The organism is Pseudomonas sp. B611 (assembly GCF_055407965.1).
The window spans coordinates 58,093-72,791 of record NZ_JBUZST010000018.1 but is presented as its reverse complement, the minus strand read 5'-3'; the positions used below and the strand labels follow the sequence as shown (position 1 = coordinate 72,791).

Genomic DNA, 14,699 nt, shown 5'->3' with positions numbered 1-14,699 from the left:
AAACCGTCATCCTGAGGCCAGTTTATGAACCTGATGTTACGGTGATGGCAAAAAAAACGTCACGGTGACGGGATGCCCGCTGCACTACACTTTCAAGCCTTACCGGCCCACTTCCCAGGGCCTGCCAGGAGGCCCGATGAAACTGTTTCCCAGCCTTGCCAGCCTGTTGCTGTGCGCCGCCCTGCCCGTGCTCGCCCACGCCGACAACAGCGCGAGCACCTGCACCGAAGTCACGGTGGATGGCTACAAGGCGCCCGACTACGGCTGCCTGAGCCAACAGATGGGCAGTGACACCAACGCGACCAAGGCGGCGAAAAAAAACCGTGAGGCGCAAAACATTCCCGTCGAAAAACGCGCGCCGAACGCCGTGGGGCTATCCACTCCGGCGGCGACCAGTGTGCGCATGGGCAATACCTTCGGCACCTCGGTGAAACCGCAACGGCCTTGAGCCGTTTGACGAAAGTTTCATCGATGGTGGTGGGGGCGACGATTTTGTATGAGCACTTGTCGGTCTAAGCGACAGCGCTGAGCAAACATGTGGCAGCGGGCTTGTGTGGGAGCGGGCTTGCTCGCGAATGCGGTGGATCAGTCAACATATCTGTGTCTGATACACCGTCTTCGCGAGCAAGCCCGCTCCCACACAAGCCCGCTCCCACATGAGACTTGCGGTGTTACTAGGCCGCGTTGCGCTCTTTTTTCAGGCTGTCCATATCAATCACAAACCGATACTTCACATCCCCCTTGAGCATCCGCTCATACGCCTCATTGATGCCCTGGATATCGATCATCTCGATGTCCGAGACAATCCCGTGCCTGGCACAGAAGTCCAGCATGTCCTGGGTCTCCTGAATCCCGCCGATCAACGACCCCGCCAGGCTGCGGCGCTTGAAGATCAGGTTGAACACCGAGGGCGACGGGTGCGGGCTGTCGGGGGCGCCGACCAGGGTCATGGTGCCGTCACGCTTCAGCAGGTTGAGGAACGCGTCGAGATCGTGGGGCGCGGCGACGGTGTTGAGGATGAAGTCGAGGCTGTTGGTGACGGCGGCCATTTCATCGGCATTCTTCGACACCACCACCTGGTCGGCGCCCAGGCGCAGGCCGTCTTCGCGCTTGTTCGGCGAGGTGGTGAACAAGGTCACATGGGCGCCCATGGCGTGGGCAATCTTCACCGCCATATGGCCGAGGCCGCCAAGGCCGACCACACCGACTTTCTTGCCAGGGCCGACCTTCCAGTGGTGCAGCGGCGAATAGGTAGTGATGCCCGCGCACAACAATGGCGCCACGGCGGCCAGGTTGCGATCATCGTGGGAGATGCGCAGCACGAACTTCTCCTTGACCACGATGCTGTCGGAGTAGCCGCCAAAGGTGTTTTCACCGCCAAACACCGGGCCGTTATAGGTGCCGGTAAAACCGTTCTCGCAGTACTGTTCCTCACCCTCGGCGCACGACGCGCAGTGCTGGCAGCTGTCCACCATGCAACCAACGCCCGCGAGGTCGCCGACCTTGAAGTTCTTCACGCTGGCGCCCACCGCCGTGACGCGGCCGACGATTTCATGGCCGGGCACCGACGGGTACAGGGTGTTGTTCCACTCGTTGCGTGCGGTGTGCAGGTCGGAGTGGCAGACGCCGCAATACAGAATGTCGATTTGCACATCGTCCGCCCCCGGCGCGCGGCGCTCGAAGGTGTAGGGCTTGAGGGCATCCTTGGCGTTCTGCGCGGCGTAGCTGTAAGTCTTGGCCATTTCGTTCACCTGTGTGATCGGACAGTGGAAGTCAGTGGACCAGCATAGACGCTGAACCGTTCAACCGAGCACACCGGTACAAGCCCTTCGTCCGGTTTCACGCAATAGTGCGCTAGCGTTTTCAGCCCCCCACCCAGGAGTTTTCCATGAGCACATTCGTTGCCAAAGACGGCACCCAGATCTACTTCAAGGATTGGGGCAGCGGCAAGCCCGTCCTGTTCAGCCACGGCTGGCCGCTGGATGCGGACATGTGGGAATACCAGATGGAATACCTGAGCAGCCGCGGCTACCGCACCATCGCCTTCGACCGTCGTGGCTTTGGCCGCTCGGACCAGCCGTGGACCGGCAATGACTACAACACCTTTGCCGACGACATCGCCCAACTGATCGAACACCTGGACCTCAAGGACGTGACCCTGGTGGGCTTCTCCATGGGCGGCGGCGACGTGTCCCGCTACATTGCACGCCATGGCAGCGCTCGTGTCGCCGGCCTGGTCTTGCTGGGCGCAGTGACGCCGATCTTCGGCCAACAGGCGGATTACCCGCAGGGTGTACCGCTGGATGTGTTCGCCGGGTTCAAGGCCGAGCTGTTGAAGGACCGCGCGCAATTTATCAGCGACTTCAACGCACCGTTCTACGGCATCAACAAAGGCCAGAACGTCTCCGCCGGCGTACAAACCCAGACCTTGCAGGTCGCCCTGCTGGCATCGCTGAAATCGACGGTGGATTGCGTCACCGCGTTCTCCGAGACCGACTTCCGCCCGGACATGGCCAAGATCGACGTGCCGACCCTGGTGATCCATGGCGATGGCGACCAGATCGTGCCGTTCGAGACCACCGGCAAAGTCGCCGCCGAGCTGATCAAGGGTGCCGAGCTGAAAGTCTACAAGGACGCGCCCCACGGGTTTGCCGTGACTCACGCCCAGCAGTTGAACGAAGACTTGCTGGCGTTCCTCAGCCGCTGATAAGCAGAAAAGGTAACCTGTGGCGAGGGAGCTTGCTCCCGCTGGACTGCGCAGCAGTCCCAAGCTTTGGGGTCGCTTCGCGCCCCAGCGGGAGCAAGCTCCCTCGCCACAGGGAATGCTCTACTGGCTGACGGGCTGGCGTTTACCGAGCACCAGGCGGCCTGGCCCGCTGATCAGCAGCGTGGTGAAAATAATCAGCAGCAACCAGCCAAACTGCGCCTCGAACAGGCTCCACTCCGGGTGCACCACCAGCAACGCAATCAGCAGCACGGCGAGGATCGGCAGACACGCCCAGCGTACCAACACTCCGGCAATGATCAGCAGCGGGCACAGCACCTCGGCGAAAATCGCCAATGACAACGTGACCGTCGCGCCCAGGTGAAACGGGTCCTCAATCAGCTTCAATTGCTCGCTGAAATTGAGCAACTTGGGCAAGCCATGCACCCATAGCAGGAACAGCGCCCCGCTGGCCCTTAAAAACAGCAGCCCCAGATCCTGATACTTCGATTCGTTCATATGCGCTCCCGGTGAGTTGACCCTCTGATGAGGTCAATTCTGTCGGCAGATGCGTGCGCACGCTTGCAAGCCTGTGCTGACCTCAATCCCCCGTGCCGGCAAACGCCGCGACGATTTCATCGATCACCACCCGCACCCGCGCGGTGTGGCGCAGGTCGGCGTGGGTCACCAGCCACACGTCATAGGGCAACGGCCGCACACGCTGCGGCCACAGGCGCACCAGGCCGTCGCGGTCGCCGGTGTACACCGGGATTTCGCCGATGCCGATGCCCGCGGCAATCGAGCGGCGCACCAGCAGGCTGGAACTCAGGGCGGCAACGATGCGCCCACGGCCCAGCGGCTCGGACACCAGCGTCAGGTCCTTGTGGTACTGCAAGTACGGCTGATACACCACCAGGTCGTGGCCGTCGAACAGGCTGCCGGGCTCGGGCACACCGTGCCGGTCGATATAGCCTTGGGACGCAAACAACCCCACCGGCCAGCGGGCTATGCGCCGGGCGATCAGGTCAGGGTTATCCGGCCGGGTATTACGCACCGCGATGTCGGCTTCGCGCTTGGCCAGGCTGAGGATCTGGGTGGAGGCATCCAGTTGCACACGCACGTCGGGGTGCTTGTCGTGCAGGCGGGCGATGGCCGGGATCAGGAAGTCGATGGCCAGGGAGTCGGTGGTGCTGACCCGTACGGTGCCGGTCAGGCGCTCATCCAGCCCTTGGATCTGACGCTCAAGGTCGAGGGCCGAGCGCTCCATTTTCTCCACTGCGCGCATGGCCGCTTCGCCCACGGCAGTGAGCGCATACCCCTCGGAGGTGCGCAGGAACAGCGTCGCACTCAAGGACTTTTCCAGGGCGTTGATGCGACGGCCGACGGTCGCCTGATCCACCCCCAGCACCCGCGCGGCGCCGCGCAAGGTCGATTCGCGGCAGACCGCGAGGAATACCCGTGCATCGTCCCAGTTCATGGTTTTCTCCATTGCTGCATATATGCATCGGCGTGCCGCTTATTCGCAGCATTATTGCATCATCAATCATCGATATGCTGGACGCCAGAGAAAAACACCCAGGACCGCCATCATGCTCGACACTCACACCCCCTCCCACCGCGCGATCTGGCTGCCGATCTTCGCCGGCCTCTGTGCCAGCCTGGTCAGCATTGGCCTGGCGCGGTTTGCCTACACGCCGTTGATCCCCAGCTTGATCCAGGCCCACTGGTTCAGCGCCAGCGACGTGGTGTACCTCGGCGCCGCCAACCTGGTGGGCTATCTGGTCGGCGCGCTGATCGGCAGGCCCCTCGCCCAACGGACCTCGAACAAAAGCACCCTGCGACTGATGATGGTGGCGGTGACCTTGGCTTTTTTTGCCTGTGGCTTCCCGTTGTCGCTGGTGTGGTTCTTCGCCTGGCGCTTGCTGTCGGGCATTGGCGGTGGCGCGATCATGGTGTTGGTCGCCGCGACGGTGCTGCCCCACATACCAGCGGCACGTCGAGGCTTGGCCAGTGGCGCGATTTTCCTGGGGATCGGTTTGGGCATTGCCGGCTCCGGCACCCTGGTCCCGCCGCTGTTGAGCCTGGGCTTGCAGCAGACCTGGTTTGGCCTGGGTTTGTTGGCATTGGTGCTGACGGCCGCGAGCTGGTTTGCCTGGCCCAACGACGCGCTGCACGAGGCGGTGGTGCACGCGGTTAAGCCAGTGCCAACGCCCGCCGGTGTCTACTTGTTGTTTGCGCAATACGCGTTTATGGCGGCGGGCCTGGTGCCGGCCATGGTGTTCCTGGTGGATTACGTGGCCCGTGGCCTGGGCGATGGCGCACAAGTGGGCGCGATGGTCTGGGTGATGTACGGCCTGGGCTCGATTGTCGGGCCGGTCACTTACGGTTTCCTGGCCGACAAGCTCGGCGCGCGCTCCAGTATTCGCCTGGTGTTGGTGGTGCAAGCGGTGGCCGTCGGCCTGTTACCCTTTACCGGCTCGTTTATTGCCTTGGCGATGCTGGCGGTGATCCTTGGCTCGTTTCCACCGGGCATCGTGCCACTGGCCCTGGCGCGCGTGCATGAGTTGCTGCCCAACCATCACCAGCAACAAGTGGCATGGAGCCGCGCGACGGTTTCCTTCGCGACGTTCCAGGCACTGTCCGGGTTTGCCTATTCGGTGCTGTTCAACGGCAGCGGCGGCAACCATGCACTGCTGTTCATGCTGGCGGCCGGGGCGATTGTGATCGCGCTGTTGCTGGAACTGGCCCTGCTGCTGAACCGCCGACCGCTCGCAACGGTCCCAACCCATACGCTCACCCTTACAGGACTCACCCAATGACCCTGCCTACCGACATGACCCTGATCGAAATCACCACCCCCGGCGGCCCCGAGGTGCTCAAGCCGCGCCAAGTGCCCGTACCCGCCCCGGCCGCCGGTGAGATCCTGATTCGCGTGCACGCCGCCGGGGTCAATCGCCCCGACGCCCTGCAACGCGCGGGTAAGTACCCGATGAAACCCGGCATGAGCCCGATTCCCGGCCTGGAAGTGGCGGGTGAAGTGGTGGCGCTGGGTGAAGGCGTCAGCGAATACGCCCTTGGCGACAAGGTCTGCGCCCTGACCAACGGCGGCGGCTACGCGCAATATTGCGCGGTACCCGCCGGCCAGGCGTTGCCGATCCCCGACGGCCTGTCGTGGATTCAAGCCGCCGCGATCCCGGAAACCTTCTTTACCGTGTGGGCCAACCTGTTCGGCATCGGCGGCGCCCACAAGGGCCAGCGCGTGCTGATCCACGGCGGCACCAGCGGCATCGGCACCACCGCGCTGATGCTGTGCCGCGAGTTCGGCATCCACACGTTCGCCACCGCCGGCAGCGCCGACAAATGCGCCGCCATCCGTGACCTGGGTGCCGAGGCGATCAATTATCGCGAGCAGGACTTTGCCGAGGTCATCGGTGCCGAGGGCGTGAATGTGATCCTCGACATCATGGGCGGCTCATACCTCAACAACAATCTGAAGGCGTTGAGCATGGACGGGCGCCTGGTGATGCTGGGTTTTCTCGGCGGCGCCAAGGCCAATGATGTGGACCTGCTGACCATCCTCGGCAAACGCGCGATTGTCACCGGCTCGTTGCTGCGCGCGCGGACCAAAGATGAGAAAGCCGCCATCGCCGAGCAATTGCGCGAGCATGTGTGGCCGGTGCTGTCAGCCGGGCGCTGCCTGCCGATGATTGATCAGGTGTTTGATTACACCGAGGCCGACAAGGCCCATGGGCGGATGGAGGGTGGCGAGCATATTGGCAAGATTGTGTTGCGGGTGATCTGAACCCATCACCCATCAACTGCAGAAAGCTGGCTTATGTGGGAGCGGGCTTGCTCGCGAATGCGGTGCATCATTCAACATATCTGTGTCTGATACACCGCTTTCGCGAGCAAGCCCGCTCCCACATTTGATCTGCTGTGTATTTAAGGCCGCCGTTTTAACGGTAGGTTGGATAGTCGGTATAACCCTGCGCCGAACCACCATACATGCCTTCAACCCGCAGCGGGTTCAGCGGCCAGCCGTTAAACAGCCGTTGCGGCAAATCCGGGTTGGCAATGAACGGCCGACCAAACGCAATCAAATCCGCCAGCCCCGCTTGCACCAGTTTCTCACCGCGTTCAGCGGTGTAACGCCCGGCATAGATGATGCGCCCGCTGAAGCTCGCGCGCACGGCACGGCGGAAGGTTTCCGGCAGTTCCGGTGCGTTGTCCCAGTCGGCTTCGGCAATGGACAGGTAGGCGATGCCCGCCGCTTCCAGCACTTTGACGGCTTCGATATAGGTGTGGTGCGGGTCTTCTTCCACCAGGCCGATGTAGACCCGGTCCTGGTCCGTGCCGCTGAACAGCGGCGAAAAACGCACACCCAGGCGTTGCGGGCCGATGGCCTCGCTGACGGCCTCGACGATTTCCCGCAGGAAACCCAGGCGGTTGTGCAACGAGCCGCCGTATTCATCCTCACGCTGGTTGGCATGGGCCGAGATGAACTGGTTGACCAGGTAACCGTTGGCCGAATGAATCTCCACCCCATCAAACCCGGCCGCTATGGCGTTGCGTGCCGCCTGGGCATACAGCCCGACCAGGTCCTTGACCTCTTGCGTGCTCAGCGCGCGCGGTACCGGCGGTTGCACCAGTTCACCGGCGCCCGGCGCGGTTTCGATAAAGGCCTTGACCTGCTGCGGCTGGATCGCCGACGGCGCCACCGGTGCTGCGCCGTCGGGTTGCAAATCGTGGTGGGACACGCGCCCCACATGCCACAACTGGGCAAAGATCACCCCGCCCTCGGCATGCACCGCGTCGGTGACCTGGCGCCAGCCCTCGATCTGCGCCGGCGTGTAGATGCCCGGCGTCCACGCATACCCCTGGCCACGCGGTTCGATCTGCGTGCCTTCGCTGACCATAAACCCCGCCGACGCGCGTTGGCGGTAGTACTCGGCCATCAGGTCGGTGGCGACATCACCCGGTTGGGCGCTGCGCTGGCGGGTCAACGGCGGCAGCACAATGCGGTTGTTCAGGGTGTGTCGGCCCAGTTGCAGCGGGGTGTTCAAAACGTTGTCTGTCATGTGGGGTTTTCCAAATCCGGGACGAGCAAAAGCCTTGGCGACTCCATGGAGTCGCCAATCAATAAAGGGATGAATTAAGTTACGCGGTGAGTTTCAGCAGCGCCTTGGCCACATCGCTGGAGCTGCCCGGGTTCTGCCCGGTGACCAGCAAGCCATCGACGATCACAAAGGATTGCCAATCGGCGCCCTTCTCGTACTGGCCGCCGAGTTTCTTGAACTCGTCTTCCACCAGGAACGGCACCACGTCGGTCAATTCCACCGCGGCTTCTTCCGAGTTGGAGAAACCGGTGACGCGACGGCCCTTGACCAGCGGCTCACCGTTGACCGCCTTGACGTGGCGCAGCACGCCCGGCGCATGGCAGACAAAGCCGATGGGCTTGCCGGCGCGTTCGAATGACTCGATCAGCGCAATTGAAACCGGCGACTCCGCCAGGTCCCACAGCGGGCCGTGGCCGCCTGGGTAGAACACGGTGTCGAAGTCGTCGGCATTCACCGCGTCCAGCTTCAGCGTGGTGGCCAGGGCTTTCTGCGCAGCCGGGTCGGCGGCGAAGCGGTGGGTCTGTTCGGTCTGGAAGTCCGGCAGGTCGCTGACCGGGTCCAGCGGCGGCTGCCCGCCGGCCGGGGATGCCAGCACCACTTCGGCACCCGCATCCAGGAACGCGTAATACGGTGCCGCAAACTCTTCGAGCCAGAAGCCGGTCTTGCGGCCGGTGTTGCCCAACTGATCGTGAGAGGTCAAAACCATCAATACTTTCATTGTCGAGTGCCTCGGGATGACTGAGGGTTGAAGCTTAGGAGCCGGGGCGCAACGGCACAACGTCATATCCGCAAGGTTTTCGGACATGCACGCTGGCAGTTGCCGTTTGCCCGCCAGCCGCCGACAATCCCACCTCCCCCGCCCCTTGGAGAGATGCGATGCACAGCGTTGCGCTGCTGGTTTACCCGAATTTTGAATGCCTGAGCCTCAGTGTCGGCTCGGTGTTCGAGTGCGCGAACCTGCTGCGGGGCGAGCCGGCCTATGAGTTCCACCTGGTGTCGGAGAGTGGCGGCGCGGTGATGACGTCCCAGGGGTTCTCGGTGAACACCACGCCGATCCGGGCGGAGGGCTACGACACGCTGATCGTCGGCGGCTATATGGAGTTCCGCCTGCCGGAGGCCAACCTGCTGGCGTTGGTCACGGCCGCCGCGGCCCAATCGCGGCGGGTCGCTTCGTTGTGCATGGGCATCTTTGTGCTGGCCGACGCCGGCCTGCTGGAAGGCAAGCGCACCACCACCCACTGGATTCACGCGCCGGCCTTTCGCAAGCGCTACCCGCAGATCCAGTTGGACGAAGACCGCTTGTTCGTGGTGGACGGCCAGATCTGGACCGGCGCCGGCATGAGCGCCGGCGTGGACATGGCCCTGGCCATGGTCGAGAACGACCTGGGCAGCGACCTGGCACGGCGCATCGCGCGCAAACTGGTGATCGCCCAGCGCCGGGGCAGCGAGCAGTCGCAACTGTCGGCCTTGCTGGAGCTGGACCCGAAATCAGACCGCGTGCAACTGGCCCTGGCCTATGCCCGCGAAAACCTCACCCACGATCTTTCCGTGGATGCCTTGGCCGACGTCGCACGGCTCAGCCCGCGCCAGTTCAGCCGGGTGTTCCGCGAAGAAACCGGGCAAACCCCGGCCAAGGCCATCGAAGCCCTGCGGGTAGAAGCCGCGCGCACCCTGATGGAAACCAGCCGCCACCCGGTGGAAGTGGTGGCCCGCGAAACCGGTTTTGGTGACCGCGAGCGCATGCGCCAGGCGTTCCTGCGCGCCTTCGGCCAGCCGCCGCAGGTGATGCAGCAAGCGTTTAATGCAGCGCCACCCGCGTGATCAAGTAGCTCACCAGGTTCGGCTCATCCTCCAGCTCCAGCGTCTGCACCGGGCGCGGCAGGTTATCCAGCACGGTGCGCCAGAATGCCTGGGACACTTCATCCTGGTCATAGAAACGCACCAGCCAATTGGCCTCGCCGCTGCACAGCACCTGGGTGGCGATGGCGCGGCCGATGCCTTTGCGGCGGTAGCGCTTGAGAATGAACAGATCGGCCAACTCCAGGGCGTCCATCCCCGGGATCTCGCTGCCTTCGATCAGCAGGAAGCCGGCGATATAGCCGTCCACCAGCAACAGGTTGGCGCTCCACTGCGGGTCTTGCCAATAGCGCGCCAGGTGTTCGTCATGGATGTAGAAACGGCCGTCCCCTTCGACATCTTCCTGCTCCCAGTCCGACGACTCGTAGGCGTAGTACTGGTAGAGATTGCGGATCAGCTCGGCGTCTTCGGGGCCGGTCTGGATCAGTTCTACGGTGGTTTCAGGCATGGGACTCTCGGTGAAAAAATGCAGGGCGCCATTGTTCACAAAACCTTCATGCAGGCCAATACATTGTCCAACCTTTCTGTTTGCTGAACCGAAGGCGGATTTGTGCCGGCCCACGGCAACATCCTGAAACATTTAGCCTAGACTGCGCGGGATTCCGTTTTTTTCTCAAGGACACGCACTGTGAGCAATGTCTGTACCGCGGGCCTGGATGTGGGCTTTGCCTCCCTGGATTACTTGCAAATCTTCATCCTGGGCGTGATCCAGGGCATCACCGAACTGTTGCCGGTGTCGTCCACCGCCCATATGCGCGTGGTGCCCGCCCTGCTCGGCTGGCAAGACCCGGGCTCGGCGTTTTCGGCGGCGATGCAGTTGGCGGCGCTGGCGGCGGTGGTCAGTTACTTCTGGCGCGACGTGCGCCAAGTGACCACCGGCAGCATCAGTGCGGTGCGCCGGGGCGACTACAACGACCGCTGGTTCAAGCTGGCAGTGGCGATTGTGCTGGCGACCATTCCCATCGGCATCGCCGGATTGGCGCTGTCTTCGACCTTGAACGCGTGCAACTCGCCGTTGCGTGGGTTGATGGTGATCGGCATTTCCTGCGTGGTCATGGCCGTGCTGCTGGCCGTGGCGGAAGTGCGCGCACGCCACACCCGGGAGATGGGTGAGATGCGCCTGCGCGATGCGTTGATCGTCGGCATTGCGCAGATTGGTGCGTTGATTCCGGGGGTATCGCGTTCCGGCTCGACGTTGACCGCCGCGCTGTTCCTCAACTTCAAGCGTGAAGAAGCGGCGCGTTTCTCCTTCCTGCTGGGCCTGCCGGCCATTGCCCTCGCCGGGCTGAAGGAGCTGTGGGTGCTGCTGCGCGCCGACCTGCCGGCGCATGCCTGGCCGCATCTGCTGTTTGGTCTGGTGGTGGCGAGCGTCTCGGCGTTTTTTGCGATCTGGGGGTTGATGAAGTTTCTGGAACGGTTCTCGACCTGGCCGTTTGTGATTTACCGGGCGTTGTTGGGGGTGTTCCTGATTGTGGCGGTCAGCACTGGCCTGCTGACCTGACACAATCCTCAAAACACATCCAATCTAATGTGGGAGCGGGCTTGCTCGCGAAAGCGGTGTGTCAGTCAGCCTATTCAGTGACTGATCCACCGCTTTCGCGAGCAAGCCCGCTCCCACAAAAGCCAGCTCCCACAGTTGGACTGTGTTGTTTTAGAGGCCGCCGCTTCGGTCGGCCAGTTCTTCGAGCAAGTCAGCCGACGGCACAAAAAACAACCCACCGGTCACCGCCGTGCTGAAATCCAGCAACCGGTCATAGTTGCCCACCGGGCGCCCGACAAACATATTCTCCAGCATCAACTCCAACGGCTGCGGCGAGCGCGCGTAGCCGATGAAATAGGTGCCGAACTCCCCCGCCCCCGGCCGCCCAAAGGGCATGTTGTCGCGCAGGATCTTCACTTCATTGCCGTCCTCATCGGTAATCACCGTCAGCGCGCTATGAGAGTTGCTCGGCTTGGCTTCATCGTCCAACTCGATATCCGCCAGCTTGGTGCGCCCGATCACCTTCTCTTGGGCCTCCACCGTCAGGCCGTTCCAAGCGTTCATGTTGTGCAGGTACTTCTGCACCAGCACGTAGCTGCCACCGCGAAACTCGCTGTCTTCATCACCGACAATGGTGAACCCTTCGGCCTTGCGCCCCACCGGGTTCTCAGTGCCGTCGACAAAGCCGATGATGCTGCGCATATCGAAGTAGCGGAAACCCTGGACCTCATCCACCACCTTGACGCTATCCCCCAGCGCCGCCATCAACTGGGTGGCCAGTTCGAAACACAGGTCCATCTGCTCGGCGCGGATATGCAGCAGGATATCCCCCGGCGTCGCTACGGCCATGCGCCCTTGCACCCCAAACTCACGAAACGGATGCAGCGCCGCCGGGCGTGGCGCGCCGAACAACCGGTCCCAGGCATCCGAGCCAAACCCGCAGACACAGGTGAGGTTGCCGTCCGGCACGCGCTTGCCCACCGAGCGCACCAACCCGGCGATGTCGGCGCACCAGGCACGCACCGTATCGACATTGCCGGGCGCCAAGGTGGCGACCATGAAAATCGCGCTGCGGGTGATCGGGTGGCACACCGACTGTGGTTCCAGAGGTGGCAGAACAGAGGATGGGGTCATGGTGAGCGTCCAGGCTTAAAGGGCGAGATTTAACCCGCGCAGATTAGCAGATCATTTCTGACAGCTGCACCACACCTCGCGGATCAACGCTTGCAGCTTCAAGGCTTCGCTCCAGCGATCACTGATCTCGCGACCGTCTGCGCCGGTAATTGCGTACGGCGGCGGCCCCAGCTCGCAGGTGAAGGACAGGCTGTGCGGCGTGTCGGGCCGCGCCAGCCAGTCTTCGATCCCGTAGCGCCACCACTCGGTGAAGCGCTGCACCCAGGGTTGGTGCTGGGGAAAGTCCAGGGAAACCTGCACCTGTTCGCTGCTCGCCACACGCCCATGGAAGCCCCAGCTGTGGCGCAGGATTGTGCGGATCTGTTCATCATCTTCAACGGCGCCCGGCTCGGGCAGTTCGCGTCCGACCACGTAGTGCGACAGGTCGGCCAACAGCTTCAAGTCAGGCATCTGCGCCAGCAGATCCAGGGTAAACAGCAGGTCGTTGGTCAGCCGATAACGATGGGTTTCCAGTAGCACCGGAAAATCCACCTGCTCGGCCAGGCGCTGCCAGCCCTCCACCAGCCGCGCCGCGTCGGCCTGGGTACGCGGGCGCACGTCAGCCTGCAAGGTGAGGTGGTGACAGCCGTAGCGGCTGATCACATCCAGCGCGGCGGCCAGGTCATCCACCGATTGCGGAAAGAGTTGGCCCTCGATCTGCAAGCCCCTGGCCGAGGCGGCGGCGTGCAAACGCGCGACATCGGCGGGCTTCCAGTAGTGGTCGGTGATGCCGTCGAAACCGGCGGCTTGGATGCGGTCCAGTTGCACCTCGAGAGGACCGGGTTCGGTCTGCATCGCCCACAGGGATTGGAATACCAGGAATTGGCGCATCTCAGCCTCGCAACAGGTGTTTGAGGGACAGCTCGGGGTCGGCCAGGTTGGCCGCGTTCAGCACCACACGCGCCGTGATCAGGCGTTCACACAGCTTGATGTCCTTGGCCGCGCCATTGCCCGGCGCCCAGCCGCAGGCGCCTTGCAACCGCTGATCAGCGTCGAGGTAGAACAGCAGCAAGCCACCGCCGGGCAAGGTGCGGCTGACCACTGCGGGCGTCATCCCCCCCACGGTCAGCAAGCCCCAGTCGTACTGGTCGGACCAGAAACCGGGCAGCGCGTCGAAGGGCAACTCGCGCCCCAGCAAGTTCAGCGCCGCATGCCGGCCCTGGGCTTCGGCGTTGCGCCAGGTTTCCTGGCGCTGGTACAGACCATCCTGGCGAAACTCGCAGACATCGCCGGCCGCATAGATGTTGGCCGCGCTGGTGCGCAGAAACCCATCCACACGAATGCCCTGCCCCACGTCCAGCCCCGCCGCCGTCGCCAACTCGATATTGGGCTGCATGCCGATACCCACCACCACGCGGTCGCAGGGCAGGCGCTGGCCGTCCACCAGCAGCACACCGTCCGCCTGGATGGACTCCAGTGCCACGTTCAAGCGCACATCCACCCCGTGCTCACGGTGCAGATTCAGCAACGCCTCGGAAATGGCCGGCGGCAACACCCGCCCAGCCAGTCGCGGCCCGGCTTCCAGCACCGTGACTTCACAGCCCAGGCCACGGGCGGTCGCCGCCACTTCCAGGCCGATAAAGCCGCCGCCGACCACCACCAATCGCGTGCCGGGCTTTAGCGCATCACGCAGGGCCAACGCTTCATCGTGGGTGCGCAGGTACAGCACGTTGGCGGGCGCCTGGGGCAAGCGCCGGGCGCGGCCACCGGTGGCCAGCAACAAACCGGCGTAGGGCAGCCATTGGCCGTCGGCGAGTTGCAGGCGGTGTTGCTCGGGCTCCAGTTGAGTCACCGGGTTGGCAGCGATATGTTCGATGTTCAATTCAGCCAAGCGCTCGCGGTCGCACAGGCTGTAGCCGGCCAGATCCGCAGAGCCTTGCAGCAGCCCTTTGGACAGCGGCGGCCGTTCGTAGGGCAGATGGGGCTCGTCGCCGATCAGGATCAGCCGCCCGCTGTAGCCTTCTTCGCGCAGGGTCAGCGCCGCACGGCCACCGGCATGGCCGGCGCCGACGATAATCAAGGGAGCGTTCATCGTCACACCGTGACGGCGAGCAACACCCGCCCCGCTTCGACCCGCACCGGGTAGGTCTTGAGGTTGACGCACACCGGCGCGCCCATGGCCTTGCCGGTGCGGTAATCAAAGCGTCCGTTGTGCTTGGGGCATTCGATCACGTGGTCCATCACCAGGCCGTCGGCGAGGTGGATTTTCTCGTGGGTGCACAGGCCGGCCGTGGCGAAAAACTCGTTCTCGGCCGAGCGATACACCGCGTAGGTATGCGCGCCGTGGTCGAAGCGCAGCACGTCTTCTTCGTCTATTTCGCCCACGGCGCAGACGTCGATCCATTGATCGTTCATGGTGTTTGTCTCC

General features: G+C 63.3%; 16 protein-coding genes. 6 read left to right on the top strand and 10 right to left on the bottom strand.

Annotated features, from left to right (window positions below; translation table 11 throughout):
- Nucleotides 1–136 precede the first annotated feature (136 nt).
- Complete coding sequence (locus tag ACZRMO_RS25490; protein WP_463974667.1) at nucleotides 137–448, top strand: hypothetical protein; 312 nt, start codon at nucleotides 137–139, stop codon at nucleotides 446–448.
- Between the two features lie 226 nt (nucleotides 449–674).
- Here ACZRMO_RS25490 and ACZRMO_RS25485 read toward each other — a convergent pair whose 3' ends face one another.
- On the bottom strand, nucleotides 675–1,742 hold the full coding sequence (locus ACZRMO_RS25485) for an NAD(P)-dependent alcohol dehydrogenase (protein WP_463974666.1): 1,068 nt from the start codon (nucleotides 1,740–1,742) through the stop codon (nucleotides 675–677).
- Between the two features lie 146 nt (nucleotides 1,743–1,888).
- Here ACZRMO_RS25485 and ACZRMO_RS25480 point away from each other — a divergent pair, with 146 nt between their 5' ends.
- Entirely contained in the window at nucleotides 1,889–2,707 is an 819-nt protein-coding gene (locus ACZRMO_RS25480; RefSeq protein WP_463974665.1) for an alpha/beta fold hydrolase, read from the top strand.
- Between the two features lie 120 nt (nucleotides 2,708–2,827).
- On the opposite strand, the gene ACZRMO_RS25475 is transcribed toward ACZRMO_RS25480, so the two are convergent.
- Both ACZRMO_RS25475 and ACZRMO_RS25470 read right to left on the bottom strand, forming a co-directional pair.
- Complete coding sequence (locus ACZRMO_RS25475; protein ID WP_463974664.1) at nucleotides 2,828–3,223, bottom strand: DoxX family protein; 396 nt, start codon at nucleotides 3,221–3,223, stop codon at nucleotides 2,828–2,830.
- Nucleotides 3,224–3,305: 82 nt separating this feature from the next.
- Nucleotides 3,306–4,181, bottom strand: coding sequence for a LysR family transcriptional regulator (locus ACZRMO_RS25470; RefSeq protein WP_463974663.1), 876 nt, complete (start codon nucleotides 4,179–4,181; stop codon nucleotides 3,306–3,308).
- A 112-nt stretch (nucleotides 4,182–4,293) separates the two neighbouring features.
- On the opposite strand from ACZRMO_RS25470, the gene ACZRMO_RS25465 reads away from it, so the two are divergent.
- Both ACZRMO_RS25465 and ACZRMO_RS25460 read left to right on the top strand, forming a co-directional pair.
- On the top strand, nucleotides 4,294–5,523 hold the full coding sequence (locus tag ACZRMO_RS25465; RefSeq protein WP_463974662.1) for a YbfB/YjiJ family MFS transporter: 1,230 nt from the start codon (nucleotides 4,294–4,296) through the stop codon (nucleotides 5,521–5,523).
- Nucleotides 5,520–6,506: an NAD(P)H-quinone oxidoreductase gene (locus ACZRMO_RS25460; protein ID WP_463974661.1), complete on the top strand. Its 987-nt coding sequence runs from the start codon at nucleotides 5,520–5,522 to the stop codon at nucleotides 6,504–6,506. The genes ACZRMO_RS25465 and ACZRMO_RS25460 overlap by 4 nt, the downstream gene beginning before the upstream one ends.
- A gap of 154 nt (nucleotides 6,507–6,660) precedes the next feature.
- Here ACZRMO_RS25460 and ACZRMO_RS25455 read toward each other — a convergent pair whose 3' ends face one another.
- Nucleotides 6,661–7,782, bottom strand: a complete 1,122-nt coding sequence (locus tag ACZRMO_RS25455; RefSeq protein ID WP_463974660.1) for an alkene reductase — start codon at nucleotides 7,780–7,782, stop codon at nucleotides 6,661–6,663.
- Between the two features lie 79 nt (nucleotides 7,783–7,861).
- Nucleotides 7,862–8,539, bottom strand: a complete 678-nt coding sequence (locus tag ACZRMO_RS25450) for a type 1 glutamine amidotransferase domain-containing protein (RefSeq protein ID WP_463974659.1) — start codon at nucleotides 8,537–8,539, stop codon at nucleotides 7,862–7,864.
- A gap of 158 nt (nucleotides 8,540–8,697) precedes the next feature.
- On the opposite strand from ACZRMO_RS25450, the gene ACZRMO_RS25445 reads away from it, so the two are divergent.
- The gene (locus ACZRMO_RS25445; RefSeq protein ID WP_463974658.1) at nucleotides 8,698–9,642 is read left to right on the top strand and encodes a GlxA family transcriptional regulator; all 945 of its coding nucleotides are present in this window, start codon (nucleotides 8,698–8,700) and stop codon (nucleotides 9,640–9,642) included.
- Here the strand turns inward: ACZRMO_RS25445 and ACZRMO_RS25440 are convergent.
- On the bottom strand, nucleotides 9,620–10,126 hold the full coding sequence (locus ACZRMO_RS25440) for a GNAT family N-acetyltransferase (RefSeq protein ID WP_463974657.1): 507 nt from the start codon (nucleotides 10,124–10,126) through the stop codon (nucleotides 9,620–9,622). The genes ACZRMO_RS25445 and ACZRMO_RS25440 overlap by 23 nt on opposite strands.
- A 180-nt stretch (nucleotides 10,127–10,306) precedes the next feature.
- Between ACZRMO_RS25440 and ACZRMO_RS25435 the strand changes: the two genes are divergently transcribed.
- Nucleotides 10,307–11,179, top strand: coding sequence for an undecaprenyl-diphosphate phosphatase (locus tag ACZRMO_RS25435; protein ID WP_463974656.1), 873 nt, complete (start codon nucleotides 10,307–10,309; stop codon nucleotides 11,177–11,179).
- A gap of 150 nt (nucleotides 11,180–11,329) precedes the next feature.
- Here the strand turns inward: ACZRMO_RS25435 and ACZRMO_RS25430 are convergent, their stop codons facing one another.
- The 4 genes from ACZRMO_RS25430 to ACZRMO_RS25415 are packed head-to-tail and all read right to left on the bottom strand — an operon-like array spanning nucleotide 11,330 to nucleotide 14,686.
- Nucleotides 11,330–12,292 carry a Dyp-type peroxidase gene (locus tag ACZRMO_RS25430; protein ID WP_463974655.1) on the bottom strand — a complete coding sequence of 321 codons (963 nt, stop codon included), beginning with the start codon at nucleotides 12,290–12,292 and terminating at the stop codon, nucleotides 11,330–11,332.
- Between the two features lie 51 nt (nucleotides 12,293–12,343).
- Nucleotides 12,344–13,162, bottom strand: coding sequence for a sugar phosphate isomerase/epimerase family protein (locus ACZRMO_RS25425; RefSeq protein WP_463974654.1), 819 nt, complete (start codon nucleotides 13,160–13,162; stop codon nucleotides 12,344–12,346).
- Nucleotide 13,163: 1 nt separating this feature from the next.
- The gene (locus tag ACZRMO_RS25420; protein ID WP_463974653.1) at nucleotides 13,164–14,363 is read right to left on the bottom strand and encodes an NAD(P)/FAD-dependent oxidoreductase; all 1,200 of its coding nucleotides are present in this window, start codon (nucleotides 14,361–14,363) and stop codon (nucleotides 13,164–13,166) included.
- Nucleotides 14,364–14,365: 2 nt separating this feature from the next.
- A complete protein-coding gene (locus ACZRMO_RS25415) occupies nucleotides 14,366–14,686 on the bottom strand; it encodes a MocE family 2Fe-2S type ferredoxin (RefSeq protein ID WP_017735293.1) in 321 nt (106 codons plus the stop codon).
- Nucleotides 14,687–14,699: the final 13 nt, after the last annotated feature.